Source organism: Streptoverticillium reticulum, from assembly GCF_047456005.1.
Lineage (GTDB): Bacteria > Actinomycetota > Actinomycetes > Streptomycetales > Streptomycetaceae > Streptomyces > Streptomyces reticulum.
The window spans coordinates 5,144,259-5,169,051 of sequence record NZ_CP179755.1; the positions used below are offsets into that span (position 1 = coordinate 5,144,259).

Below are 24,793 nucleotides of genomic sequence, written 5' to 3' on the forward strand. Positions count from 1 at the left end.
TGGGGGCTTTGCGTACGTCATGGATTGGCAACAACACGCTGCGTTTATGGAACGGTCGCTACCGGTTATCACCGGTCGCTCTGCGCGGTGGCTGCTCTCGTACGCCCCTCGTCGCTCCCTGTCCGTCCTCGCAGTCCACTCCCCGTTCGGGCCGGAAATGCGGGATCATGTGGCCATGACCGAGGTGTCCTCGCTCACAGGGCGACTGCTTGTCGCGACACCGGCGCTCTCGGACCCGAACTTCGACCGCGCCGTGGTGCTGCTGCTCGACCATGACGACGAGGGCTCCCTCGGCGTGATCCTCAACCGGCCGACCCCGGTCGGCGTGGGCGACATCCTCGCGTCCTGGGCCGGTCTGACCGGGGAGCCGGGCGTGGTCTTCCAGGGCGGCCCGGTCTCGCTCGACTCGGCCCTCGGCGTGGCCGTCGTGCCGGGGGAGGCGCACGAGGCGGGCGAGCGGGGCGCCCGGCCGGGTCCCGGGCTCCGCGGCGAGGACACCGGCGACGACGGCCCGCTCGGCTGGCGCCGGGTGCACGGCGCGATCGGCCTCGTCGACCTGGAGGCCCCGCCGGAGCTGCTGGCCACGGTCCTCGGCTCGCTGCGGATCTTCGCCGGGTACGCCGGGTGGGGCCCCGGACAGCTGGAGGACGAGCTGGTCGAGGGCGCCTGGTACGTCGTGGAGTCCGAGCCCGGCGACGTCTCCTCGCCCGACCCCCAGCAGCTGTGGCGCGCCGTGCTGCGCCGCCAGCGGAACGAACTGGCGATGGTCGCCACCTATCCGGACGACCCGAGCCTCAACTGACGGCGCCCGGCCCCAGTACCCTTGGGGACCATGAGCACTCTCGAGCCCGAGCGCGGGGCAGGTACCGGCACCCTCGTCGAGCCGACGCCGCAGGTGTCGCACGGCGACGGCGACCACGAGCGCTACGCCCATTACGTCCAGAAGGACAAGATCATGGAGAGCGCGCTCTCCGGCTCCCCGGTCGTGGCCCTCTGCGGCAAGGTCTGGGTGCCCGGGCGCGACCCGAAGAAGTACCCGGTCTGCCCGATGTGCAAGGAGATCTTCGAGGGTCTCGGCTCCACGGGCGGCGACAAGGACAAGGGCAAGGGCGGGGACAAGAAGTAGTCCGGCACCGGGTGTCCGGGGGTTCCGCCCCCGGGCCCCGGTTTCGGGAAGGGGCGGGTCGGGGGCAAGAACACCCCATGGACCTCATCCCGTCCCCGCAGCAGATCCGGCCCGTACCCCCCGCAGGGCACTGCGCGCTCGACGCCCGCACCCTGCTCGACGCCCACCCCGGCACCGAGGACGTGGCCCGCTGGCTGCGCGCCACGGTCGGCGCGGCCACCAGCCTCCCGCTGGACCCCGGCACCGCCGGAACCCACCGCATCGTGCTCGGAGTCGACCGCTCGCTGAGCACCGAGGCATACCGCCTCGTCGTCGGCGACGACACGGTCGACATGACCGGCGGCAGCCCCGCCGGCGTCTTCTGGGCCGCCCAGACCTTCCGCCAACTCCTCGGCCCGGACGCCTTCCGCCGCGCCCCGCTGCACGCGGACCGGCAGTGGACGGTGCCCTGCACCGTCATCGAGGACGCCCCCCGCTTCGCCTGGCGCGGCGTACTCCTCGACGTCGCCCGGCACTTCATGCCCAAGGACGGCGTCCTCCGCTACCTCGATCTGCTCGCCGCCCACAAGCTGAACGTCCTGCACCTGCACCTGACGGACGACCAGGGCTGGCGGATCGAGATCGAGCGCTACCCGAAGCTGACCGAGGCCGGCGCCTGGCGGGCCCGCAGCAAGCTCGGGCACCGGGCGTCCCCGCTCTGGGACGAGCGCCCGCACGGCGGGTACTACACGCAGGACGACATCCGCGAGATCGTCGCGTACGCGGCCGAGCGGCACATCACCGTCGTCCCCGAGATCGACCTCCCCGGCCACTCGCAGGCCGCCATCGCCGCATACCCGGAGCTCGGCAACGCCGACGTCGTCGACACCGCCGCCCTCGACGTCTGGGACACCTGGGGCGTCAACCCGAACGTCCTCGCCCCCACCGACACCGTTCTCGCTTTTTACGAGAACGTCCTCGCCGAGGTCCTCGACCTCTTCCCCTCCCCTTTCATCCACATCGGCGGCGACGAGTGCCCCAAGGACCAGTGGAAGGCATCTCCGGCCGCCCAGGCCCGCATTGCAGCCGAGGGCCTGGCCGACGAGGACGAGCTGCAGAGCTGGTTCATCCGGCACTTCGACCGCTGGCTCGCCGGGCGCGGGCGGCGGCTCGTCGGCTGGGACGAGATCCTGGAGGGCGGCCTGGCCGCGGGAGCGACCGTCTCCTCCTGGCGCGGATACGCGGGCGGAATCGCCGCCGCGCGCGCCGGACACGACGTCATCATGTGCCCCGAGCAGCAGGTCTACCTCGACCACCGGCAGGCGGACGGCCCCGACGAGCCCGTCCCCATCGGCTACGTCCGCACCCTGGAGGACGTCTACCGCTTCGAACCCGTCCCCCCGGAGCTCGCCGGAACTCCCGCCGCCGCACACGTCCTCGGCGCCCAGGCCAACCTCTGGACCGAGGTGACGGAGACCCAGCAGCGCGTGGACTACCAGGCGTTCCCCCGGCTCGCCGCCTTCGCCGAGACCGCGTGGTCCGCGCTGCCGGCGCCCGCGGAGCGCGACTGGGCCGGGTTCGAACGCCGGATGGCCGTCCACTACGCCCGGCTCGACGCCCTCGGCGTGGACTACCGGCCGTCCGGCGGCCCGCGGCCCTGGCAGCGCCGCCCGGGTGTGCTCGGACGCCCGATCGAGGGCCCGCCCCCGATCGTGTGAGCCGCGGCGGAAGGTGACGGCCCGTGCGGCGTGCCCCTGGCACCGTGGTCCTTCACACACCGCCGTAAGTCGTACAAGGATCCCCGAAGCATGGCAATACGCCCACAGCGCGCAGAGGCCGGCCTCCGCCCGGGGCCGGCCCGGCGGTTCGCGGACCCTCGCGACGGCGACCTCCGAAGATGTGCCAGAGTTGCCACGTCCGGGCCGACAGCACGTACCGTACGGCGAGACCTGGCGGCACAGTCGGGACCTCCGGGGAAGGGGCAGGTGGGTTGACCACGCACGCACCGCAGGCGGCGCACACCGTGACGTTGCCGGGCACGCTCGACGAGGCCGTGGCGGCGCTCGCCGCCATGCCCACAGCCGTGCCCGTCGCGGGCGGCACCGATCTGATGGCCGCCGTCAACTCGGGACTGCTGCGCCCCGCCGGACTCGTCGGCCTCGGCCGGATCAACGAGATCCGCGGCTGGCAGTACCAGGACGGCGCGGCCCTGCTCGGTGCCGGTCTCACCCACGCCCGCATGGGCCGCCCGGACTTCGCCGCCCTCATCCCCGCCCTCGCCGCCGCCGCCCGCACCGCGGGCCCGCCGCAGATCCGCAACGCCGGCACCCTCGGCGGCAACATCGCCTCGGCCGCACCGGCCGGCGACGCCCTGCCCGTGCTCGCCGCCCTGGAGGCCTCGCTCGTCATCGCGGGCCCCGGCGGAGGGCGCCGCGAGGTGCCGGTCGGCCGGATGCTCGCCGGCCTCGACATGCTGCGGCCGGGCGAGCTCATCGGCCACGTCCGCGTGCCGCTGCTGCACGCCCCGCAGGTCTTCCTCAAGGCCACCGGCCGCACCGGCCCGGGCCGCGCCACCGCCTCCGTCGCCGTCGTCCTCGACCCGGCGCGGCGCAGCGTGCGCTGCGCGGTGGGCGCCGTCGCGCCCATGCCGCTGCGGCCGTTCGACACCGAGCACTGGGTGTCCTCGCTCATCGACTGGGACGGCGACCGCACCCTCGCGCCCGAGGCGCTCGCCGCCTTCGGCGAGTACGTGGCCGTCGCCTGCATCCCCGACCCCGTACCCGAGCATTCCGCCGCCCTGACCGGCGACGGGCCGGGTACCCTGCCGCCGGCGGTGCTGCATCTCCGTCGTACGGTGGCGACTCTGGCCCGCCGAGCACTGGGGAGGGCACTCGCGTGAGTGACGAACAGCAGCGACACACCGAGGGCGGCTGGCAGCCGATCCCCCAGGGCGCAGGGCTGGACGCGGACGGCACGACGTTCGTCCAGCTGCCGCCCGAACTCCTCGCACAGCCGGGTACTTCCGGCGGCTGGGGCCCCCTCGCGGCGCCGGGCACCCCGGCGCCCGCACCCGCGCCTGCACCCGCGCCCGCTCCGGCGGTGACGTGGCCGGACCCGTACGCCTCCCCGGCAGCCACCGGGGAGTGGGACGTGCGGGGCGCCGACGCCGGCGGCCCCGCGGACCCGCAGGCCACGCAGGAGTGGGCCGTCCCGTTCGGCGCCACGGAGGGCGACACGGGCCAGTGGTCCGTCCCGGCCGCCGGGGACGACTCGGTGGAGGAGTCCGGCGAGTACCCGATGCGCGAACGGGCCGCCGCGCCCGTGGACATCACCGGTACAGGTGATCACCTGACCGAGGCGTGGACGGCCGGGCCGGCCCCCGAGCCCGAGCCTGCGCCCGAGCCGGCTGCCGCGCCGGTGGAGCCGGCGGCGGAGTCGGCGGACGAGAAGCAGACCGAGGACGAGGCCGCAGCCCTCGAACCCGCCCCGGAGCCCGCCCCCGCCCCCGAAGCGGACCCGGAGGCCGCCCCCGGCGACCATGGCGACCCCGGCGGCCTCGCGGAAGCGGAACCGCACGACGAACACCCGCGCGTCTCCTACGTCCTGTGCGTCAACGGCACCGACCGCCCCGTGACCGACTCCTGGATCGGGGAGTCCCTGCTCTACGTCCTGCGCGAGCGGCTCGGCCTCGCGGGCGCCAAGGACGGCTGCTCACAGGGCGAGTGCGGCGCGTGCTCGGTGCAGGTCGACGGCCGGCTCGTCGCCTCCTGCCTCGTACCGGCCGCGACGACCGCCGGTTCGGACGTCCGCACCGTCGAGGGCCTGACCGTCGACGGGCAGCCGTCCGACGTCCAGCGCGCACTGGTCGAGTGCGGGGCCGTGCAGTGCGGGTTCTGCGTGCCCGGACTGGCCATGACCGTGCACGACCTGCTTGAGGGCAACCACGCCCCGAGCGAGCTCGAGACCCGGCAGGCGATCTGCGGCAACCTCTGCCGCTGCTCCGGCTACCGGGGCGTCCTCGACGCGGTGCGCCAGGTGGTCGACGAGCGCACCGAGACGGCCGCCGCGCTCGAAGAGGCGCAGCAGCCGGAGACCGAGACGGCACGCATCCCGCACCAGGCGGGTCTGCACAACGGCGGCAGCGGAAGGGCAACGGCATGAGCGGAATGGGCGGCGCGACCGGCATGGGCTTGGGCGAGGGCCTCGGCGCCGCCACTGCGGTGACCGCTCCGCCGCCCGTCCTGACCGAGCCGCGCACGCACGGCATCGGCGTCTCGCTCCCCTCCACGGACTCCCTGCCCAAGGCCCAGGGCACCTTCCCGTACGCCGCCGACCTGTGGGCCGAGGGCCTGCTGTGGGCGGCCGTGCTGCGCTCCCCGCACCCGCATGCCCGCATCGTCACCATCGACACCTCGGCCGCCGCGGCGATGCCGGGCGTCCGGGCCGTCGTCACGCACGAGGACGTGCCGGGCTCCGCCGCGCACGGCCGCGGGATCGCCGACCGCCCGGTCTTCGCCTCCGGGATCGTCCGCCACCACGGCGAGCCGATCGCCGCCGTGGCCGCCGACCACCCCGACACGGCCCGCCTCGCGGCGGCGGCCATCGCCGTCGAGTACGAGGTGCTGGAGCCGGTCACCGACCCGGAGCAGGCGTTCGCCGCCGAACCGCTGCACCCCGACGGCAACTTGATCCGCCACATCCCGCTGCGCTTCGGCGACCCGGAGGCGACGGGCGAGGTCGTCGTCGAGGGCCTGTATCGCATCGGCCGCCAGGACCCGGCCCCCATCGGCGCCGAGGCCGGCCTGGCCGTGCCGCGCCCCGACGGCGGCGTGGAGATCTACACCGCCTCGACCGACCCGCACGCCGACCGCGACCAGGCCGCCGCCTGCTTCGGCCTGGACCCCGAGCGCGTGAAGGTCGTCGTCACCGGCGTCCCCGGCTCCATGGGCGACCGCGAGGACGCGGGCATCCAGCTCTCGCTGGGCCTCCTCGCCCTGCGCACCGGCCACCCGGTGAAGCTGGCGGCCACCCGCGAGGAGTCCTTCCTCAGCCACCCGCACCGCCACCCGACGCTCCTGCGCTACCGCCACCACGCGGACGCGGAGGGCAAGCTGGTGAAGGTCGAGGCCCAGATCCTGATGGACGCGGGCGCGTACGCGGACTCGTCGTCCGACGCACTGGCCGCCGCCGTCGCCTTCGCCTGCGGCCCGTACGTCGTCCCGCACGCCTTCGTCGAGGGCTGGGCGGTACGCACCAACAACCCGCCCTCCGGCCACGTGCGCGGCGAGGGCGCCATGCAGGTGTGCGCGGCGTACGAGGGCCAGATGGACAAGCTGGCGGCGCAGCTGGGCATCGACCCGGCGGAGCTGCGGATGCGCAACGTCATGGCGACGGGCGACCTGCTGCCCACGGGCCAGACGGTGACGTGCCCGGCACCGGTCGCCGAACTGCTGCGCGCGGTACGCGACTTCCCGCTCCCGGCCCTGCCCAAGGACGACCCGGAGGACGGCTGGCTCCTGCCCGGCGGCCCGGACGGCGCGGGCGACCCGGGCGCGGTGCGCCGGGGCGTGGGCTACGGCGTGGGCATGGTCCACATGCTGGGAGCCGAGGGCGCGGACGAGGTCTCGACGGCCACGGTCAAGGTCAGCGGCTCGGTGGCGACGGTGATCTGCGCGGCGGTGGAGACGGGCCAGGGGTTCACCACGCTGGCGCGTCAGATCGTCCAGGAGGTCCTCGGCCTGGAGGAGGTCTACGTCGCCCCGGTCGACACCGACCAGCCGCCGTCGGGCCCCGCCTGCCACGGCCGCCACACCTGGGTGTCGGGCGGCGCGGTGGAGCGCGCGGCGCGCATGGTGCGGACGCAACTGCTGCAGCCGCTGGCCGCGCAGTTCGGGATGTCGACGGAGCTGCTGCAGATCACGGACGGCAAGATCACGTCGTACGACGGGGTGTTGAGCACGACGGTCGCGGAGGCCCTGGACGGCAAGGAGCTCTGGGCGACGGCCCAGTGCCGCCCCCACCCCACGGAGCCGCTCGACGACACGGGCCAGGGCGACGCCTTCGTCGGCATGGCGTTCTGCGCGGTGCGTGCCGTGGTCGACGTGGACGTGGAACTCGGCTCGGTGAGGGTCGTCGAAATGGCACTCGCCCAGGACGTCGGCCGCATCCTCAACCCGGCCCAGGCTCGGGCCCGCATCGAAGCGGGCGTCACCCAGGGCGTGGGCGCGGCGCTGACGGAGAACCTGCGCACACCGGGCGGCCAGGTGCGCTGGCCGGACCTGACGGGGTACGCCCTGCCGACGGCGCTGGACGCGCCGGACATCCGCATCGTGAAGCTGGTGGAGGAACGGGACGTGGTCGCCCCGTTCGGCGCGAAGGCGATCAGCGCGGTGCCGGTGGTGACGTCGCCGGCGGCGATCGCCTCGGCGGTACGGGCGGCGACGGGCCGGCCGGTGAACCGGCTGCCGATCCGCCCCCAGACGGCGGCGGTCGTCTGAGTCTGAGTACGCGCGCGTGGGCTGATTGAGTACGGGAGCGCAGGCGGGGCCGGGCTGTTGGTTGCTTGGCTGGTGTCCATGAGGAACACCACGATGAACGGCTGGCAGCAGCCGCCGATACCGGCTGTGCGCCCGTACGACGGCAAGGCGTGGTGCGTGCGCGGCGTGACGGCTTTGCTGGTCCTGCCGTTGCTCGCCTTCGACCTTTTCCTGATCGGCTTGTCCCCGATGGCGACGGACAGTTGCGGCCCGGACCACTGCTCCGACGCGCTCATGACGTCACTGGCGGCCGCACCGGTCGTCTGGCTCGTCGCGGCCGCCCTGCTCGTCGTGACCTGGGCCCTGCCGTCCCACCCGCGGTACGGGGTGACGCGTGGGGCGGTGGCGGCGGGGGCGTTCGCGGCGGGAGCGCTGGTGATCGGCATCCTCGCGAACCTGCCGATGGGCTGACGCGCCGTCTGAGTACCTGTACTCAGGTGGGCTGTCGGTACCGGACAGTAGGCTGCGTCCCGTCAAGAAGAGCGGACGAGGGACGGGACGGGCGGGGCGGACGTGGGCGCCGACAGATTGCACGCAGAGCTGGAATCGCTCAAGACCTTCAAGGGCAGGGTCGACGAGCTTCTGGCCTCCCTGCACGACTCGGCGGCGGCCCCCGGACGCGTGGCGGAGGCGAGCCTCGGGGCGGGGCACCTCGGCGTGAACTTCGCCGAGGCGGGCGGCCTGTACAGCGCGTACAACGAGGTGCATGCGCAACTGGAGCAGCTCTCCCAGCTGTTCGCAGACCTGATCGAGGCGATGGGCACGGCGGTGCTGGGCGCGCACGACGGCTACGCGAACGTCGACGCGGAGCTGAAGGAACGCATGTGGGCGGCGCAGCGCCGGGCGCAGGAGCTGGGCGGGGCGGCCACTCCGGCCGGGGGCGGGCGCGGTGGCAGGGCCGGCGCCGGCGCCGCGGCCAATAGCGAAGGGACGATCTAGGTGACGACCCCTGTCGCGGGTGGGGGCGGCGTGAGCCCGCTCATCAGGCAGCCGGTCAGCGGCCTGCTCACGGTGTCGGACTTCGAGTCGAAGTCCCCGAATGCCGAAGCCGAGCCAACCACCCCAGTGCAAGCCTCAGATGACGACGGCCTGCTCTCCACGCGCAACATGCTCGCGGCAGGCATCGCAGGAGTCGTCGCACTGGCGGTCGCGGTCCCCGTACTCGTCAACCGTCGACGCAAGGCCTGACGACTCGTACCCCTCCCGGGCGGACCCGCGGCAACCTGCTTGCGGCAGGCGTCGCAGGCGTGATCGCCTTGGCGATCGCCGCACAGCCTGACGACCATCAGGAGCCGCCCTCCATGAGCGCAGATCTGCTCGACGACAACCGTGTTGTCCTGGCACCTGCCCGGCCCGGCCCGGAAGGGCCCGAGGCTCAGGTTCTCTTCGAGACGCGCCGGACCGCTCAAGGACACATCTGTGGGCTTGTGTTCACCTCCGCGGAGCGGCTCGTGTCCTGTCTCGGGCCGGATCAGCCGTGGGTGGCCCTGCCCGTCGGTGCGTTGCGTGTCCTGCTCGGCGAGGCGGGTATCTCGGTCATCGCCGTCGATCCGGCGACGGCGGAGGCTGCGGCATGAGCGACAGGCTCTGCGCAACCGTGGACCACATCGACGCCACCGGCAAGGCGTTCCACCGCGAGGCGGCGGAGCTCGGACGCACCAGGCACCTGGCGTCCCCGCCGACCCCCGGGGTCGGTGACGTCGCCCTCGGCTCCGCCCTCTCGCGCCTCAGCGACGCATTCGGTGCAGCGCACCAGATGATGACCGGCCTGATCGATGGCCACGGCAGCAAGCTGCGCAAGGCGGCGGCCGACTACCGGAACACCGATATCGACGTTCACGGGATGTTCGACGACCTGATCGAGAAGTACCAGGGCAAGGACTGAGGGGCCGACCGTGATCGACGACGACATCAGGGGGCTCCACGACGTCGCGCGCGACTACACGGCGGCCGCCCAGGCGTTGGACGAGTCGTCCAGGTTCCTGAACTCCAAGGTCGCCGGTGTGGTCCACGAGGCGGGGTGGACCGGGGAGGCCGCGAGTGCGTTCCAGACGGCGTGGGCCTCGGACGGCACGGTGCAGGCGGCGATGGCGGAGGCCATGTCGCAGGTAGCGGACATCGTCACGGTTCTCGCGGACGAACTGTCCGAAGCGCGGCACGAGTTGGAGGCTGTCCAGGACCAGGACCAGGACCAGGGCCAGGGCCAGGACCAAGGCCAGGCGCAGGCCGTCGGCCTCACCCTTGCGGAAGCAGCGCTTTCCCGTGCACAGCACGTACGTCAGTGGGCTGCTCAGCGGCTGAACGGCGTTGCGGGTCAGATCCTCCCCTGCGACGGGTCCCCCGAGACGCTCGGCCCCGCGGACCAGCTCACGCTCGCGGAGGTGCTGCGAGGTCTGTACACGGCACCGGCGGCGGTCACGGAGGTCGGCCACGAGCGGTTGGAGCGGCTGCAGAAGCAGGCGGCGGACCTGAAGCGGGCGCATGCGGGGGTGCCGAAGGGCAGCGAGGAGTGGGACCGGATGCTGGAGCAGCGCCGGACGACGCGGGCTGCGCTCACCGAGCAGCGGATGAGCGTCTCGTCCGTCGAGGGCTGGGCCGGCAAGTTCAAGGGAAGCAAGGGCGCCAGGCTCACGGTCGGGGAGATCGCGGACCGGTTCCGCGGAGGAAGGACCGGGGCGGTGGGCGCGATGGGTGCCCTCAGCGGAGTCCTGACCGGGGCGACGGTCTACTGCCAGGCCGAGGAGGACCACGAGAAGGGCTGGTCCTGGGGCGAGGCCGTGGCCAAGGCCGGCGGCCCGGCGGTGGCGGGGCTGGCCTCGGGCGTCCTCGTGGAGTCGGGGGTCGCCGCCATCGGTGCAGCGGCACCTCCGGTGGCCGTGGCCGCAACGGGTGTTGCGGCAGGTGCGGTCCTCGGGTACGGCGTGGGGACGTTCGGCTACGAGCTCACCCACAGAGCCCACTTCAGCCGGCACATCCACCAGGACGGTGTCGTCGCCGGCATCGGAGAAGGCTTCGCCGACGCCGGCAGGGCGTGGGCCGACAACGACGCGGTGGACCTGTGGCACAAGGGACAGAATTCGGCCAGGCAGGTGTGGCGCAGCCTCTTCGGGTGACCCGAACCCTCGCGCCACGCCGGCAAAGATGAAGATCTGCGGCCCGCCTAATGCCCCCGCTCCCGCTCGGCCGCGCTCCGTTCCACGCAGAACTCGTTGCCCTCGACATCGGCCATGGTCGCCCACCCCGTCCCGTCCGGGCGGCGGAAGTCGTCCACCATCGTCGCCCCCAGGGCGAGCAGGCGCTCCACCTCCTCGTCGCGCGTGCGGCCCTGCGGCTGCAGGTCCAGGTGCACGCGGTTCTTCACGATCTTTCGCTCGGGCACCGTGATGAACAGCAGTGACGCGCTCGCGGAGGTGACGATCGCCTCCGGGTCGCCCGGATGGTCGTCGGCGGCGAGCGAGCCGTCGAGGACCTCGGCCCAGAAGGAGGCCAGGCGGTGGGCGTCGGCACAGTCGATGGTGATGTGACGCACGAGGGATGACATGCGCACCAGCCTACGGCCGGGGGCGATCGCCGAGAACGGTCGGGACCATGGCCGGTTGCGGTCGTCGGCAGTACCCTGCCGGCCGTGGATGCCCTCGCCTTCGACCCCGTCGCCGAGCACGACAAGACCCGCGCCGCGCTGCACGAGACGGCCCAGCGGCTCGGCCAACTGCTCGACAACGTCGGCGACATGACCGTGCCGTCCAGCCTCCCCGACTGGACGGTGGGCGACGTCGGCGCCCACCTCCGGGCCGTCTACCTCGCCTACTGCTCCGCCTTCACCGGCGAGTTCGCCGACTGGGGCGGCGTTCTTCCGCCCGGGGACGGCTCGTTGACCGAGCGGATCACTGCCGTGAACGCCAAGGCCGTCTCGCTCTTCGGCGCGGACGAACGCGCACACCTCGGCGACTTCGTCCGCGACCACGGCGAAACGTTCCTCCGGGTCACCGGGGGACTCGCGCCGGAGACGCCCGTACCCACGCCCTGGTACGGACAGCAGGTGACCCTGACGCTTGCCACCGCCACCGGGCTGATGCTCAGCGAAAGCCTGCTCCACGGGCTCGACATCGCCCGCGGCGCCCGGCTCCCCTGGACGATCGGGGCGGACGCGGCACGGCTGGTCGTCGGGCAGTCGCTGCCGACGATGATGCCGCTCACCCTGGACCGGGCGAAGGCGCAAGGCGTGCGCATCTCCTTCGACCTCGCCGTCCGCGGCGGGCCGCGGCTGGTGGCCGCCGTCGAGGACGGGACGATGACGGTGACCCGCGAGGGGACGTCCTCGCGCCGCTCCGACTGCCGGATCTCCATGGATCCGGTCGCCTTCCTGCTGATCGCCTTCCGACGCTCACCGCTCTGGAAGGAGATGGCGCAGGGCCGGATCCTGGCCGGCGGCCCCCGGCCGTGGCTCGCCCTGCGCCTGCGCGGGCTCATCGCCGGTCCGTGAGCAACGGACGGGTATGGAGGCCGTGGCGGGAATCGAACCCACGTAACTCGCTTTGCAGGCGAGCCCCTCAACCACTCGGGCACACGGCCGTTTCGTGCAACTGCCCACGACCATAGGGCGCCGGGGGCGCGGGCTCAATGGGGCCTCGGGGCCTGCCACGCACCCGACATGCTGCGTTCACGGAACGGCGGGAGGATCGGGAGGACGGAGTGCCGTGGCGATCATCCAGAAGCAACCCACCGGTCCTCGCCCCCTTCCCCCAAATTCCGCTTATGATTCCTGCGTGTTCGACTCGCGGCACATCAAGACGTTTCATGCGGTGGTCACGACGGGGTCGTACTCCGCAGCCGCCCGCGCGCTCGGATACACGCAGCCCGCGATCACCCAGCAGATGAAGGCGCTCGAACGGGCCGTCGGCACGCCCCTCTTCACCCGGGCCGGGCGGCGGATGCGGCTGACCGAGGCCGGGGAGGCGATGGCGCGGCACGCCGAGACGATTCTGGACAGCCTCACCGCCGCGCAGCAGCAGATGAGTTCGCTGACGCGGCTGCGGGCCGGGCGGGTGCGGGTCTGTGCGTTTCCCAGCGCCGGCGCCACCATCGTGCCCGAGGCCCTCGCCCGGCTGGCCGCCGATCATCCGGGGGTGCGGGTCGAACTGCTGGAGGGCGAGCCGCCCGAGTCGCTGCGCCGGCTGGTGCGCGGCGAGTGTGACATCACGCTCGCCTTCACCTATCCCGGCCTGCGCGAACAGGTTCCCGAGGAGCTGGTCGAGATACCGCTCATGGAGGACCAGCTGACCGTGCTGCTGCCCGCGGGGCATCCGTTCGCCCGGCGCCGCGCGGTCAAGCTGGCCGAGCTGGCGGACGAGCGCTGGATAGCCGGGTGCCTGCGCTGCCGCGCCAACTTCCTCCACGAGTGCGCCGAGGAGGGCTTCGCGCCCGACATCGCCTTCACCACGGACGACATCCTCGTCGTGCAGTCGCTCGTCGCCGAAGGGCTCGGCGTGGCCATGATGCCGGGGCTCGTCCTGTCCTTCCTGCGCCACGACAAGATCACCGGGCGGGCCCTCGACCCCGCGTCCCGCCGGCAGGTCTCCGCCTACGTGCTGCGCGAGCACCTCCGGATTCCGGCCACCATGCTCGTCCTGGACGAGCTGAAGGCCGTCGCGGCGCGGCGGGTCGGCTGCTGAGGGCTTCCGCCGGTTGTCGGTCGGCTGCGGGTCGGTGTCGGTTTCTCGCGCAGTTCCCCGCGCCCCTTCGGGGCGCCCTCTTCGAACAGAGCAGCCCCGATCCATAAGCTCGCTTGAGAATCCTCTCTACGAACTGTCGTTGGACTGATGGATCAAGTCGCCCGACTCTGCACGTATGACCACACCTACCGCACCCCCGACGACAGCCCGCCTGGACGAGCTCATCGGCGATGTCCGGGAGGCCGTAGGCCGCGGACTGCCGCCCGACACGACGGCGTACCTCGTCGGTGAGCGGCTCGCGGCCCACCTCGGCGCCGGCGATCTGCTGACCGAGGAGCAGTGCGAGGGCGACCCCGAGCACTACCGCCAGCACATCCTGCACGCCGAACCCGACGGCAGCTTCTCCGTCGTCGCGCTCGTCTGGATGCCCGGGCAGCAGACCTGTATCCACGACCACGTCTCCTGGTGCGTCACCGGAGTCCACCAGGGCACCGAGAGCGAGCGCCGCTACCGCCTCGTCCCGGAGGGCCTGACCGCCCGGCTCGTCGCGACCGAGGACGTGGTCAACGCCCAGGGCGGCGTGTGCGGCTTCGCGCCGCCCGGTGACATCCACCGGGTGCGCAACGCCGGTTCGTCCACCGCCATCTCCGTCCACATCTACGGCGCCGACGTCTCGCGGCTCGGATCGAGCGTCCGCCGCGTGTACGACCTTCCGGCCCACGAGCTCTGACCGCACACATGACACTGATCTCTTCGCGGGAGCGGGCACGTTCCTCCGCCGGCACCGGGCGCACACCCGGCAAGCTGCCCGGCCTCGCCATGGCCGCCGCGGGGGTCGCCCTCTCCTGGGGCGTCCACCGGCTCGTGCCCGCCGTCCCGATGCTCACCATGGCCGTCGTGCTCGGCATCGCCGCCGCGCACCTGCCGGGAGCACGCGCCCTGGTGCGCGGCGCCGGGCGGCCCGGGCTGACGCTGGCCGGCAAGCGGCTCATGCGCGTCGGCGTCGTCCTGCTCGGCCTCAAGCTCAGCCTGGACGACGTGCTCGGGCTGGGCTGGGCCACCGTGGTCATGGTGCTGGTCACCGTCGTGGCGACGTTCTTCGGGACGCTGTGGCTCGGCCGCCGGCTCGGGCTGCGCGGCGACCAGCCGCTGTTGATCGCGACCGGGTACTCGATCTGCGGGGCCTCCGCGATCGGCGCCGTCAGCGAGGTGTCCGGCAGCGACGAGGAGGACGTGGCGACGTCCGTCGCCCTGGTCACGCTGTGCGGCACGCTCGCCATCGCCGTCCTGCCGCTGCTCCACCACCCGCTCGGGCTGGACGACGCGCAGTTCGGGCGGTGGGTCGGTGCGGGCGTGCACGACGTCGGACAGGTGGTCGCCACCGCGCAGACCGCCGGACCGGCGGCGCTCGGCGAGGCCGTGCTCGTCAAGCTGATGCGGGTGGCGCTGCTGGCGCCGCTCGTCGCGGCGGTGGCCGTCGCGGTGCGCCGGAGGCGGGCGTACGACGCTCCCCCAGCTACCGCTGGGGGTACCCCCGACGCCGGTGCGGCGGAGGGCAAGCGGCCCGCGCTCGTACCGCTCTTCGTGCTCGGCTTCCTCGCCATGGTCGTCGTCCGGACGACCGGCTGGGTGCCCGCAGCCGCCCTGGACGGTGCGCAGCACGTGCAGGAACTGCTGCTCGCCGCCGCCCTGTTCGGGCTCGGCAGTGCGGTGCACCTGCCCTCGCTGGTGCGGACCGGCGGGCGGGTCGCGGCGCTGGGGCTGTGCTCGTGGGTGGTGATCGCCGGGGTGTCGTACGGCGGTGTTCTGCTCACGACGTGAGAGGAGGAGGGGGCCCGGCCGGTGCCGGGCCGGCCGGCCTCCCTAGGACCGAAGGCGGAGCGGATCTGGTTCCCATGACAGGGGCGAAAACGCCCTGCGCTCCTTACTCTGAGGGGCATGACCGCTCCCGATTCCACCGAGTCCCCGGCCCTGCCCGGCATGCCCTCGCCCGACGCGCCGGAAGGCATACTCGGGCGCCGTCACCGGGCGCTCACCCTCGGCATCATCTCCGTCGTCTCCCTGATCGCCTTCGAGGCGAGCGCGGTCAACACCGCGATGCCGGTCGCCGCGCGGGCGCTCGACGGCATCGGGATGTACGCGTTCGCCTTCACCGCCTTCTTCACGGCGAGCCTGTTCGCCATGGCGCTGTCGGGGGAGTGGTGCGACCGAGCCGGACCGTCGGCCCCGCTCTTCACCGGCATCGGGGCCTTCGGCGCCGGCCTGCTCGGGGCCGGTGCGGCGCAGCAGATGTGGACGTTCGTGGCGGCGCGTGCCGTGCAGGGCGCCGGCTCCGGGCTGGTGATCGTCGCGCTGTACGTGGTCGTGGGGCGGGCCTACCCGGAACGGCTGCGGCCGTCGGTGATGGCCTCGTTCTCGGCGGCGTGGGTGGTCCCGGTCATCGTGGGCCCGGCGGTGGCCGGCACGGTCACCGAGCAGCTCGGGTGGCGCTGGGTGTTCCTCGCCATCCCGCTGCTGGTGCTGCCCCCGCTGCTGGTGATGCTGCCGGCCCTGCGGCGCGTCCCGGCCGGGGTGCGGACGGAGCGGATGGACCGGCGGCGGATCCTGCTGGCCCTCGCCGTGGCGGCGGGCGCCGGGCTGCTGCAGTACGCGGGCCAGGACCTGCGGCCCTGGTCCCTGCTGCCCGCGGCCGCCGGGCTGTTGCTGCTGGTGCCGTGCGTGCTGCGGCTGCTGCCGGCCGGGACGTTCCGGGCCGCGCGGGGGCTGCCGGCGGTGGTCCTGCTGCGGGGCATCGCGCAGGGCTCGTTCCTCGCCGCGGAGGGGTTCGTGCCGCTGATGCTCGTGACGGAGCGGGGGATGTCGGCCACGATGGCCGGGATGTCGCTGACGGGCGGCGGGCTGACGTGGGCGCTGGGCTCGTACACCCAGAGCCGTCCTGCGGCGGAGCCGTACCGGGCACGGCTGATGAGCCTGGGCATGGTCCTGCTGGCGGTGGCCGTCGGCGTCGTGCCGGCCGTGCTGGCCGGCGCCGTGCCGGTGTGGGTCGTGGCCGGCGCGTGGATCGTCGCCGGGTACGGGATGGGTCTGACGATGTCCAGCCTCGGCGTGCTGCTGCTGCGGCTCTCGCGGGAGGGGGAGGAGGGCACCAACTCGGCCTCGATGCAGGTGTCCGATGCGTTGGGCAGCATCGTGCTGGTGGGGGTGGCCGGTGTGCTGTTCGTCTCCTTCGGGGGCGGGTCGGTGTCCGCCGACGCCGGGGGCGCTGCCGCGCCGGGTGGGGCGTTCGCGGCCGTTTTTGCCGTGGCGGCGGCGTGTGCCCTGGCGGGTGCGTGGGTCGGTACGAGGCTGAGGCCTCGGGGGTAGGAGGCCGTGGTGCGGAGCCCCGGGAACGGTGCCGCACCGGGCGGCACCCCAGGGCCCCCGGCCCGGCCCGGTAGGCTGTCGCGGTTGCCTGTCGCCGACCCAGCCGACGGAGACCGTGACTACCACCACCACACATCACCAACTCTCGCCCGCCTTCCCCGGCAGGGCCCCCTGGGGTACCGCCAACAAGCTGCGTGCCTGGCAGCAGGGCGCCATGGACAAGTACATCCAGACGCAGCCCCGGGACTTCCTCGCCGTCGCGACCCCGGGCGCCGGGAAGACCACCTTCGCCCTGACCCTCGCCTCGTGGCTGCTGCACCACCACGTCGTCCAGCAGGTGACGGTGGTCGCACCCACCGAGCACCTGAAGAAGCAGTGGGCGGAAGCCGCCGCCCGCGTCGGCATCAAGCTCGACCCGGAGTACAGCGCGGGCCCGCTGGGCCGCGAGTACCACGGCGTCGCCGTCACCTACGCCGGCATCGGCGTACGGCCGATGCTCCACCGCAACCGGTGCGAGCAGCGCAAGACCCTCGTCATCCTCGACGAGATCCACCACGCCGGCGACTCCCGCTCCTGGGGCGAAGCCTGCCTGGAGGCCTTCGACCCGGCCACCCGCCGGCTGTGCCTGACCGGTACGCCCTTCCGGTCCGACACCAATCCCATCCCCTTCGTCACGTACGAGGAGGGCAACGACGGCATCCGCCGTTCCTCCGCCGACTACACGTACGGATACGGCAACGCCCTCTCCGACGGCGTCGTCCGGCCCGTCATCTTCCTCTCCTACAGCGGCAACATGCGCTGGCGGACCAAGGCGGGAGACGAGCTCTCCGCCCGGCTCGGCGAGCCGATGACGAAGGACGCGGTCTCGCAGGCGTGGCGCACCGCCCTGGACCCGCGCGGCGACTGGATGCCGAACGTGCTGCGCGCCGCCGACCAGCGGCTGACCGAGGTCCGCAAGTCCATCCCCGACGCGGGCGCCCTCGTCATCGCCTCCGACCAGGACTCGGCGCGCGCCTACGCCAAGCTGCTGCGCGAGATCACGGGTGAGGGCCCGACGGTCGTCCTCTCCGACGACTCCGGCGCCTCGCAGCGCATCGACGACTACGCGGGCGGCGACTCGCGCTGGATGGTCGCCGTCCGCATGGTGTCCGAGGGCGTCGACGTGCCGCGCCTCGCGGTCGGCGTCTACGCCACGACGATCTCCACGCCGCTGTTCTTCGCCCAGGCCGTCGGCCGCTTCGTGCGGTCGCGGCGCCGCGGCGAGACCGCGTCCGTCTTCCTGCCGACCATCCCCATGCTGCTCTCCTTCGCCAACGAGATGGAGGTCGAGCGCGACCACGTCCTCGACAAGCCCAAGAAGGACGGCGAGGAGGAGGACCCGTACGCCGAGTCCGAGAAGGAGATGGACGAGGCGAACAAGCAGGAGGACGAGGACACCGGCGAGCAGGACATGCTGCCCTTCGAGGCGCTGGAGTCCGACGCCGTCTTCGACCGCGTCCTGTTCAACAGCGCCGAGTTCGGCATGCAGGCGCACCCGGGCAGCGAGGAGGAGATGGACTACCTCGGCATCCCCGGCCTCCTGGAGCCCGACCAGGTGCAGCTGTTGCTGCAGAAGCGGCAGGCGCGGCAGATCGCGCACAGCCGTAAGAAGCCGGACGAGCAGGCCGACCTCCTGGAGATCCCCGCCGAGCGGCGGCCGGTGGTCACGCACAAGGAGCTGCTGGAGCTGCGCAAGCAGCTCAACACGCTCGTCGGCGCGTACGTCCACCAGAGCGGCAAGCCGCACGGCGTCATCCACACCGAGCTGCGCCGCGTGTGCGGCGGCCCGCCGAGCGCGGAGGCGACGGCCGGCCAGCTGACCGAGCGGATCGACAAGGTCCGGGAGTGGGCCACGCGCATGCGGTGACTCTTCACAGCGTGACTCCCACGCGGGGCGCGTCCGCCGTGCGCGCCCCGCGCACGGCGTCCGCATGCTGAAACTCCGGCTCCGATACTCGTGATTCGCCTGCGGGCTGACCGGATTGTGGGCAGACTCTTCCGCAGAGCGGACCGGCGGCGCTACGGTCCGGTCACGCACGCCCCGTGGCAGCGCCGCCGCGGAGCGCAGCCGGTACTCAGTGCGTCTCAGCAACCGGCGGCCTCTCCTTGCGCGCTGCCGGACGGGACCGGTGGCGCAACCCCACCGCATCGACGGCCGCCACTCATCGGAGGAGGGGGCGTCGTGACCGCGGAGACCTCGCAGACGCTCGACAGGGGACTGCGCGTCCTCAAACTGCTCGCCGACACCGACCACGGCCTGACCGTCACCGAGCTCTCCACCCGGCTCGGGGTCAACCGCACGGTCGTCTACCGCCTGCTCGCCACGCTGGAGCAGCACGCCCTCGTCCGCCGGGACCTCGGCGGCCGGGCCCGGGTCGGGCTCGGGGTGCTGCGGCTCGGACGGCAGGTGCACCCGCTGGTGCGGGAAGCGGCCCTGCCCGCCCTGCGGGCCCTCGCCGAGGATCTCGGGGCCACCGCCCACCTGACCCTCGTCGACGGGGCCGAGGCCCTCGCGGTCGCCGTCGTCGAACCGACCTGGACCGACTATCACGTGGCCTACCGGGCCGGCTTCCGCCACCCGCTCGACCGCGGCGCGGCCGGCCGGGCCATCCTCGCCGCCCGCCGCGGCGAGGCCGACTCCCCCGGCTACGCGCTCACCCACGGCGAGCTGGAGGCGGGCGCGAGCGGCGCGGCCGCGCCGCTGCTCGGGGTGACCGGGATCGAGGGCAGCGTCGGCGTGGTGATGCTCGCGGACTCGGTGCCCGAGCGGGTCGGGACACGGGTGATGGAGGCGGCGAAGGAGGTGGCCGACGCGCTGCGGTGAGCGGGATTGCTAGATTCGCACCATGTCTGCACCGTCCCGCCGCCCCCGTACCCTCGCCGTCTGCGCCGCGCCCGTGGTCGCGCTGCTGGCGGTGGCCGCGTTCGTGCCCCTGCCGTTCGCGATCGCGCAGCCCGGGACGACGGTGAACGTGCTGGGCTCCGACAAGAACAAGCCGGTGATCAGCATCAGCGGGGCGGAGAGCCGGCCGACGAACGGGCAGCTGCGGATGACCACGATCATGGCCACCGGGCCGCAGACCGACGTCATGCTCGGCGACGTGGTCGACGGCTGGTTCCGCACCGACCGCGCCGTCATGCCGCACGACGCCGTCTACCCGTCCGGGCAGTCGGACCGGCAGATCGAGCAGCACAACCTCGCGGAGATGGCGAAGTCGCAGGACGCGGCCGCGGCTGCTGCGCTGGGCTATCTGCAGCGGTCGCCGAAGGACGTCAAGGTCGAACTGCGCCTGGCCGACGTCGGTGGCCCGAGCGCGGGCCTGCTCTTCGCGCTGGGCGTCGTCGACAAGCTGAACGGGAACGGCAGCGGGGGAGACCTCACCGGCGGCCGGACCATCGCGGGCACCGGGACGATCGATCCGGACGGCAGCGTGGGCGCTGTCGGTGGCGTCTCGCTGAAGACGCAGGCTGCCAAGCGGGACGGGGCGACCGTCTTTCTCGTTCCCAAGGCGGAGTGCCGGGACGCCCAGGCGGAGTTGCCGAAGGGGATGCAGTTGATTCCGGTGACGGAGTTGAGCGACGCGGTGGCGTCGCTCAAGGCGCTTGCCTCCGGCGGGCAGGTGCCCAGCTGCTGAGTGAGCTGCGGGTCCGTTGTGGTTGCTCGCGCAGTTCCCCGCGCCCCTGACGGGGCGCGGCACGGGGGCATTCACCCCTTCCGCACGAACCCCTCCCGTACCAGCCACCCCAGCGCCACCGCCCGAGGGTCGTGCCCCTGCACGTCCACCTCCGCGTTCAGTTCCCGCGCCACCTCGTTCGTCAGCCGTGCCGTGATCGGGTCGAGCACGTCCCGGATCGCCGGATGCTCCCGCAGGGCCTTGGCGTTCAGCTCCGGCGCCGCGTTGTAGTTCGGGAAGAAGTGGCGGTCGTCCTCCATGACGGCCAGGTCCATCGCCTTGATCCGGCCGTCCGTCGTGAACACCTCCCCGTACGTGCACGAACGGCCCCCGGACACCTGGGTGTAGATGATGCCGCCGTCCATCTTCTGCACCCGCGACGCCGGGACCGTCATCCCGTACGCCTTCGCCATTCCCGGCAACCCGTCGTTCCGCGCGGCGAATTCGCTCTCCACGCACAGCGTCACCGCTCCCGGGTTCGTCGCCGCGAGTGCTGCGACGTCCGACAACGTCCGGGTCCCGTACCGCCGTTCGTTCTCCCGGTTCAGTGCCAGCGCGTACGTGTTGTCGAGCGCCGCGGGCGGCAGCCACGCCAGGCCGTTCTTCGCGTCCGCCTCGGCGACCGCGCGCCACTGTTCGTGCGGGTCCTTGATCGGCTTGTCGTGGCCGAGGTAGGTGATCCACGCGGTGCCCGTGTACTCGTACATCGCGTCCGCGCTCCCCGAGCGCACCGCCTCCCGGGCGCCGATCGAGCCCTGGATGTTGGTGCGGTCCAGTACGCTCGCGCCCGCCGCGCGGAAGGCGAGGCCCATGATCTGGCCGAGGACGATGTTCTCGCTGAAGTTCTTCGACGTCACCGTCAGGTGCGCGCCCTTCAGCGGCAGGCCCTGTCCCACCGACCCCGGCCGGACCTCCTCGACCAGCGGTGAGCCGCTGGTCAGCCCGCAGCCGCCGAGCAGTGCCGCCGGCAGGAACAGCACCCCGGCGATCAGGGTCGCCACCACCGCGCGCCGCTTGGCGCGGGCCACCTCCGCCTGGTGCGCCGCCTCCAGCACCCCGGCCACGGTCACTCGCCCCCCTCCAGGCCGCGCGGCCGCAGCAGCATCTCCGCCAGCGACGCCAGCCAGTCGACGAGCAGGGCCAGCGCCACCGTCAGCACCGAGCCCAGCACCAGCACCGGCATCCGCTGATTGGTGATGCCGGAGGCGATCAGGTCGCCCAGGCCGCCGCCCCCGCCGAAGTAGGCGAGCGTCGCGGTGCCCACGTTGAGGACGAGCGCGGTGCGCACCCCGGCGAGGATCAGCGGTACGGCCAGCGGGAGTTCGACCCTGCGCAGCACGCCCACCGGGGACATCCCGATGCCGCGCGCGGCCTCCGTCAGCGTCGGGTCGATGGCCCGCAGGCCCGCGATGGTGTTCGCGAGGACGGGCAGCACCGCGTAGACGACGATGCCGATGAGCGCGGCCTTCGTCCCGATGCCCAGCCAGATCACCAGCAGTGCCAGCAGGCCGATCGCGGGCGTCGCCTGCCCGATGTTGGCGACGGCCATGGCCATGGGCGCGGCGCCGCGCAGCGGCCGGCGGGTGAGCAGGACGCCCAGCGGAATGGCGATGATCAGGACGAAGAAGGTGGAGACGACGGTGAGGTAGACGTGCTGCTCCAGCCGCAGCCACACGTTGCCGCCCCCGATGGCGTTGCGGGCGATGGAGTCCAGCCGCGCCCCGCGGAACCACAGCCAGGTGCCCAGCAGGATCAGCGCGACCACGGCCGGCAGGATCACGAGCTTCCGCCAGGTGATCCGGCGCGCGGGGGCGGGGCGTCCGGATACGGCATCCGGGGGCTCCGTCCCCGCCTCCGCGGCCTCCGTCTCGTCGCGGAAGACGATCCCGCGCACCTCCAGTTCGCCCGGCGGCCGTTCGTCCTTCGGCGGCCGGGAGTCCGCCGGGCTCACGCGTCGCCCTCCTGCTCCCGCCGGGTGTGTTCCGCGCGCTGCTCCTCCAGCGCGTGCTGGTGCTCGACGGCCTCCAGCCGGTCGGCCTCCAGCAGTTCGTGGACGGAGTTCATGAGGGTCTGCATGTCGACGACGCCCTCGTACCGTCCGCGCTTGCCCGTCACCGCCACCCGCCCGGCGTTGTCGATGAGCACCGCCTCCAGCGCGTCGCGCAGCGTCGCGTCGCGCGTGACCGTGTCGTGCACGAGCGTGCCCGCGCGGGCCAGCGAGCCCTTGGCGCGCATCAGGTCGCCGCGGCGCAGCCACTTGTAGGGGCGGTGGTGCCGGTCCAGCAGGAGCAGTTCGTTGGCCGTGCCCGAGCGCAGGGTGTCGAAGAGGGACTGCAGGGGGTCGTCGACGCCGGCCGTGGGGAAGTCCACGACGCCCACGTCCCGGACCCGGGTGAGGTTGAGGCGCTTGAGGGCGGCGCCCGCGCCGACGAAGCCGGAGACGAAGTCGTCGGCGGGGTTGGTGAGGATGGCCTCGGGGGTGTCGAACTGGGCGATCTGCGACCGCTCGCGGAGCACCGCGATGCGGTCGCCGAGCTTGATGGCCTCGTCGAAGTCGTGCGTGACGAAGACGATCGTCTTGTGCAACTCGTGCTGCAGCCGGATCAGTTCGTCCTGCAGGTGGTCGCGGGTGATCGGGTCGACGGCGCCGAAGGGCTCGTCCATCAGCAGCACGGGCGGGTCGGCGGCCAGCGCCCGCGCCACGCCCACCCGCTGCTGCTGGCCGCCGGAGAGCTGCCGGGGGTAGCGGCCGTGGAACTCGCCGGGGTCCAGGCCCACCAGGTCGAGCATCTCCTCCACCCGGTTGCGGACACGGGACTTGGGCCAGCCGACCATGCGCGGCACGAGCGCGATGTTCTGCGCGACGGTCATGTGCGGGAACAGCCCGGAGGACTGGATGGCGTAGCCGACCTTGCGCCGCAGCTTCACCGGGTCGATGCGGGTGACGTCCTCGTCGTCGATGCGGATCCGGCCGGAGGTGGGCTCGATCAGCCGGTTGATCATCTTCAGGGTGGTGGACTTCCCGCAGCCCGACGGTCCCACGAAGACGACGGTCTCCCCCGCTCCGATCTCCATGCTGACGTCCTCGACGGCGGGGACGGGGTTGCCCGAGTAGCGCTTGGTGAGGTTCTCCAGCCGGATCGTGGCCCCCGTGGTGGCACGGACACCCGGCGCGTCGTGCGTTTCAGGCACGGATCCCCCTCGGAACGGTCAGCCGTCCTATGAGGACGTAGGCGGCGTCGAAGAGCAGGGCCAGCACGATGATCCCCAGCGTTCCGGCGAGCACCTGGTTGAGCGCGTTGGCGCTGCCCAGCGAGGAGATGCCGCGGAAGATCTCGTTCCCCAGGCCCGGGCCCGAGGCGTAGGCGGCGATCGCGGCGATGCCCATCAGCATCTGCGTGGAGACCCGGATCCCGGTGAGGATCGGCGGCCAGGCGAGCGGCAGTTCCACCCGGAACAGCCGGGCCGTGCGCGACATCCCGATCCCCTTCGCCGCGTCCACCAGCGCCGGGTCCACCCCGCGCAGGCCCACGATCGCGTTGCGGACGATCGGCAGCAGCCCGTAGAGCACCAGCGCCGTGACCGTGGGTGCCACCCCCAGGCCCGTGACGGGGATCAGCAGGCCGAGCAGGGCGAGGGAGGGGATGGTGAGGAGCGTCGCGCAGGCGGTGACGGCCAGGTTGCCGGCCCACTCGCTGCGGTACGTCGCCACGCCGATGGCGACCCCGGCGAGCGTGGCGACGACCATGCACTGGAACACCGCGCTGGCGTGCTGGAAGGTGTCCGCCAAGAGCTGGGCGTGGCGGCTGCCGACGTACTCCCAGAAGCTCACCCGCCACTCCTACCCGTGGGGGGACCGTGATCAGTCCTCGGACGCCTGCTTGACCAGCGGGATGATCCTCAGCGGAACCGGATTCTCCATGACGATCGCCGTGGAGGCCCGCACGATCCCATCAAAGCCCACAACCCGGTCGATCACCCGCTGGAGGTCGGCATTCGAGCGGGCCACCAGACGGCACAGCATGTCCCCGTGCCCGGTCGTGGTGTGCAGCTCCAGCACCTCGGGGACGGTCGCCAGGTGCTCGCGGACGTCCGCGCCCTGGCCCTGCTTGATCTCCAGGGTGGCGAACGCGGTCACCGGGTAGCCCAGCGCCGCAGGGTCCACGTCCGGCCCGAAGCCCCGGATCACCCCCTGCGACTGCAGCCGGTCCAGCCGCGCCTGCACCGTGCCGCGCGCCACGCCCAGCCGCCGGGAGGCCTCCAGCACCCCTATCCGCGGCTCCTCGGCGAGCAGCTCGATCAGCCTGCCGTCCAAACGATCGATCACGGTTCTCCGCCTCTCCTGTGCAGCCTGTACAGAACGTCCGGAGCCTCTCGGACACCGGTGGGCAACATGCCCAGGGA

26 protein-coding genes and 1 tRNA gene are annotated in these 24,793 nt (G+C 72.8%); 20 read left to right on the forward strand and 7 right to left on the reverse strand.

The genetic code is table 11. The features are described 5' to 3' along the window. Positions 1-175 precede the first annotated feature (175 nt). The 12 genes from ACMATS_RS23445 to ACMATS_RS23500 all read left to right on the forward strand — a co-directional run bounded on the left by ACMATS_RS23445 (position 176) and on the right by ACMATS_RS23500 (position 10,754). On the forward strand, positions 176-802 hold the full coding sequence (locus ACMATS_RS23445; RefSeq protein ID WP_390782304.1) for a YqgE/AlgH family protein: 627 nt from the start codon (positions 176-178) through the stop codon (positions 800-802). A 30-nt stretch (positions 803-832) separates the two neighbouring features. Next, positions 833-1,126 carry a DUF3039 domain-containing protein gene (locus ACMATS_RS23450; protein WP_390782305.1) on the forward strand — a complete coding sequence of 98 codons (294 nt, stop codon included), beginning with the start codon at positions 833-835 and terminating at the stop codon, positions 1,124-1,126. Positions 1,127-1,203: 77 nt separating this feature from the next. Further along, positions 1,204-2,823 (forward strand): beta-N-acetylhexosaminidase, encoded by a 1,620-nt coding sequence (locus ACMATS_RS23455; protein WP_414168941.1) that lies wholly within the window; start codon positions 1,204-1,206, stop codon positions 2,821-2,823. 272 nt (positions 2,824-3,095) lie between these two features. Then, positions 3,096-4,004, forward strand: a complete 909-nt coding sequence (locus ACMATS_RS23460; RefSeq protein WP_391156573.1) for an FAD binding domain-containing protein — start codon at positions 3,096-3,098, stop codon at positions 4,002-4,004. Beyond that, positions 4,001-5,266, forward strand: a complete 1,266-nt coding sequence (locus tag ACMATS_RS23465) for a (2Fe-2S)-binding protein (protein ID WP_414168942.1) — start codon at positions 4,001-4,003, stop codon at positions 5,264-5,266. The genes ACMATS_RS23460 and ACMATS_RS23465 overlap by 4 nt, the downstream gene beginning before the upstream one ends. After that, entirely contained in the window at positions 5,263-7,602 is a 2,340-nt protein-coding gene (locus ACMATS_RS23470) for a xanthine dehydrogenase family protein molybdopterin-binding subunit (protein WP_414168943.1), read from the forward strand. Before ACMATS_RS23465 ends, ACMATS_RS23470 begins: the two co-directional genes overlap by 4 nt. Positions 7,603-7,680: 78 nt before the next feature. Next, complete coding sequence (locus ACMATS_RS23475; protein WP_390782310.1) at positions 7,681-8,052, forward strand: hypothetical protein; 372 nt, start codon at positions 7,681-7,683, stop codon at positions 8,050-8,052. A gap of 102 nt (positions 8,053-8,154) precedes the next feature. Further along, positions 8,155-8,580 (forward strand): hypothetical protein, encoded by a 426-nt coding sequence (locus ACMATS_RS23480; RefSeq protein ID WP_414168944.1) that lies wholly within the window; start codon positions 8,155-8,157, stop codon positions 8,578-8,580. A 30-nt stretch (positions 8,581-8,610) separates the two neighbouring features. Beyond that, on the forward strand, positions 8,611-8,829 hold the full coding sequence (locus tag ACMATS_RS23485; protein WP_414168945.1) for a hypothetical protein: 219 nt from the start codon (positions 8,611-8,613) through the stop codon (positions 8,827-8,829). 59 nt (positions 8,830-8,888) lie between these two features. Then, positions 8,889-9,218, forward strand: a complete 330-nt coding sequence (locus ACMATS_RS23490) for an SAV_915 family protein (RefSeq protein WP_414168946.1) — start codon at positions 8,889-8,891, stop codon at positions 9,216-9,218. Next, positions 9,215-9,526 (forward strand): DUF6317 family protein, encoded by a 312-nt coding sequence (locus tag ACMATS_RS23495; protein WP_414168947.1) that lies wholly within the window; start codon positions 9,215-9,217, stop codon positions 9,524-9,526. Before ACMATS_RS23490 ends, ACMATS_RS23495 begins: the two co-directional genes overlap by 4 nt. Before the next feature lie 10 nt (positions 9,527-9,536). Next, positions 9,537-10,754, forward strand: coding sequence for a WXG100 family type VII secretion target (locus tag ACMATS_RS23500; protein WP_414168948.1), 1,218 nt, complete (start codon positions 9,537-9,539; stop codon positions 10,752-10,754). A gap of 47 nt (positions 10,755-10,801) precedes the next feature. Here ACMATS_RS23500 and ACMATS_RS23505 read toward each other — a convergent pair whose 3' ends face one another. Then, positions 10,802-11,182: a VOC family protein gene (locus ACMATS_RS23505; protein WP_414168949.1), complete on the reverse strand. Its 381-nt coding sequence runs from the start codon at positions 11,180-11,182 to the stop codon at positions 10,802-10,804. An 84-nt stretch (positions 11,183-11,266) separates the two neighbouring features. Here ACMATS_RS23505 and ACMATS_RS23510 point away from each other — a divergent pair, with 84 nt between their 5' ends. Beyond that, positions 11,267-12,124 carry a maleylpyruvate isomerase N-terminal domain-containing protein gene (locus ACMATS_RS23510; RefSeq protein WP_414168950.1) on the forward strand — a complete coding sequence of 286 codons (858 nt, stop codon included), beginning with the start codon at positions 11,267-11,269 and terminating at the stop codon, positions 12,122-12,124. Between the two features lie 14 nt (positions 12,125-12,138). Here the strand turns inward: ACMATS_RS23510 and ACMATS_RS23515 are convergent. Then, positions 12,139-12,213, reverse strand: a tRNA-Cys gene (locus tag ACMATS_RS23515). A gap of 194 nt (positions 12,214-12,407) precedes the next feature. Between ACMATS_RS23515 and ACMATS_RS23520 the strand changes: the two genes are divergently transcribed. The 7 genes from ACMATS_RS23520 (at position 12,408) to ACMATS_RS23550 (ending at position 20,350) form a co-directional block, all read left to right on the forward strand. Then, positions 12,408-13,313, forward strand: coding sequence for a LysR family transcriptional regulator (locus tag ACMATS_RS23520; protein ID WP_336413226.1), 906 nt, complete (start codon positions 12,408-12,410; stop codon positions 13,311-13,313). 175 nt (positions 13,314-13,488) lie between these two features. Further along, entirely contained in the window at positions 13,489-14,043 is a 555-nt protein-coding gene (locus ACMATS_RS23525; RefSeq protein WP_414168951.1) for a cysteine dioxygenase, read from the forward strand. An 8-nt stretch (positions 14,044-14,051) separates the two neighbouring features. After that, positions 14,052-15,134, forward strand: a complete 1,083-nt coding sequence (locus ACMATS_RS23530) for a YeiH family protein (protein WP_414168952.1) — start codon at positions 14,052-14,054, stop codon at positions 15,132-15,134. Positions 15,135-15,251: 117 nt separating this feature from the next. Beyond that, positions 15,252-16,676 carry an MFS transporter gene (locus ACMATS_RS23535; protein ID WP_414168953.1) on the forward strand — a complete coding sequence of 475 codons (1,425 nt, stop codon included), beginning with the start codon at positions 15,252-15,254 and terminating at the stop codon, positions 16,674-16,676. 115 nt (positions 16,677-16,791) lie between these two features. Further along, positions 16,792-18,582 (forward strand): DEAD/DEAH box helicase, encoded by a 1,791-nt coding sequence (locus tag ACMATS_RS23540; protein ID WP_414168954.1) that lies wholly within the window; start codon positions 16,792-16,794, stop codon positions 18,580-18,582. Positions 18,583-18,897: 315 nt separating this feature from the next. After that, positions 18,898-19,539, forward strand: a complete 642-nt coding sequence (locus ACMATS_RS23545) for an IclR family transcriptional regulator (RefSeq protein WP_390782322.1) — start codon at positions 18,898-18,900, stop codon at positions 19,537-19,539. Positions 19,540-19,561: 22 nt separating this feature from the next. Continuing rightward, positions 19,562-20,350 (forward strand): PDZ domain-containing protein, encoded by a 789-nt coding sequence (locus ACMATS_RS23550; protein WP_414168955.1) that lies wholly within the window; start codon positions 19,562-19,564, stop codon positions 20,348-20,350. Positions 20,351-20,421: 71 nt separating this feature from the next. Here ACMATS_RS23550 and ACMATS_RS23555 read toward each other — a convergent pair whose 3' ends face one another. From ACMATS_RS23555 to ACMATS_RS23575, 5 genes are all read right to left on the reverse strand, one after another. Then, entirely contained in the window at positions 20,422-21,393 is a 972-nt protein-coding gene (locus tag ACMATS_RS23555; RefSeq protein ID WP_390782329.1) for a glycine betaine ABC transporter substrate-binding protein, read from the reverse strand. 62 nt (positions 21,394-21,455) lie between these two features. Beyond that, the gene (locus ACMATS_RS23560) at positions 21,456-22,340 is read right to left on the reverse strand and encodes an ABC transporter permease (RefSeq protein ID WP_414168956.1); all 885 of its coding nucleotides are present in this window, start codon (positions 22,338-22,340) and stop codon (positions 21,456-21,458) included. Next, positions 22,337-23,581: an ABC transporter ATP-binding protein gene (locus ACMATS_RS23565; protein WP_390782325.1), complete on the reverse strand. Its 1,245-nt coding sequence runs from the start codon at positions 23,579-23,581 to the stop codon at positions 22,337-22,339. The genes ACMATS_RS23560 and ACMATS_RS23565 overlap by 4 nt, the downstream gene beginning before the upstream one ends. Beyond that, positions 23,574-24,221: an ABC transporter permease gene (locus ACMATS_RS23570; protein WP_336413237.1), complete on the reverse strand. Its 648-nt coding sequence runs from the start codon at positions 24,219-24,221 to the stop codon at positions 23,574-23,576. Before ACMATS_RS23570 ends, ACMATS_RS23565 begins: the two co-directional genes overlap by 8 nt. Before the next feature lie 30 nt (positions 24,222-24,251). Next, positions 24,252-24,716, reverse strand: a complete 465-nt coding sequence (locus ACMATS_RS23575) for an Lrp/AsnC family transcriptional regulator (protein WP_336413238.1) — start codon at positions 24,714-24,716, stop codon at positions 24,252-24,254. Positions 24,717-24,793 lie beyond the last annotated feature (77 nt).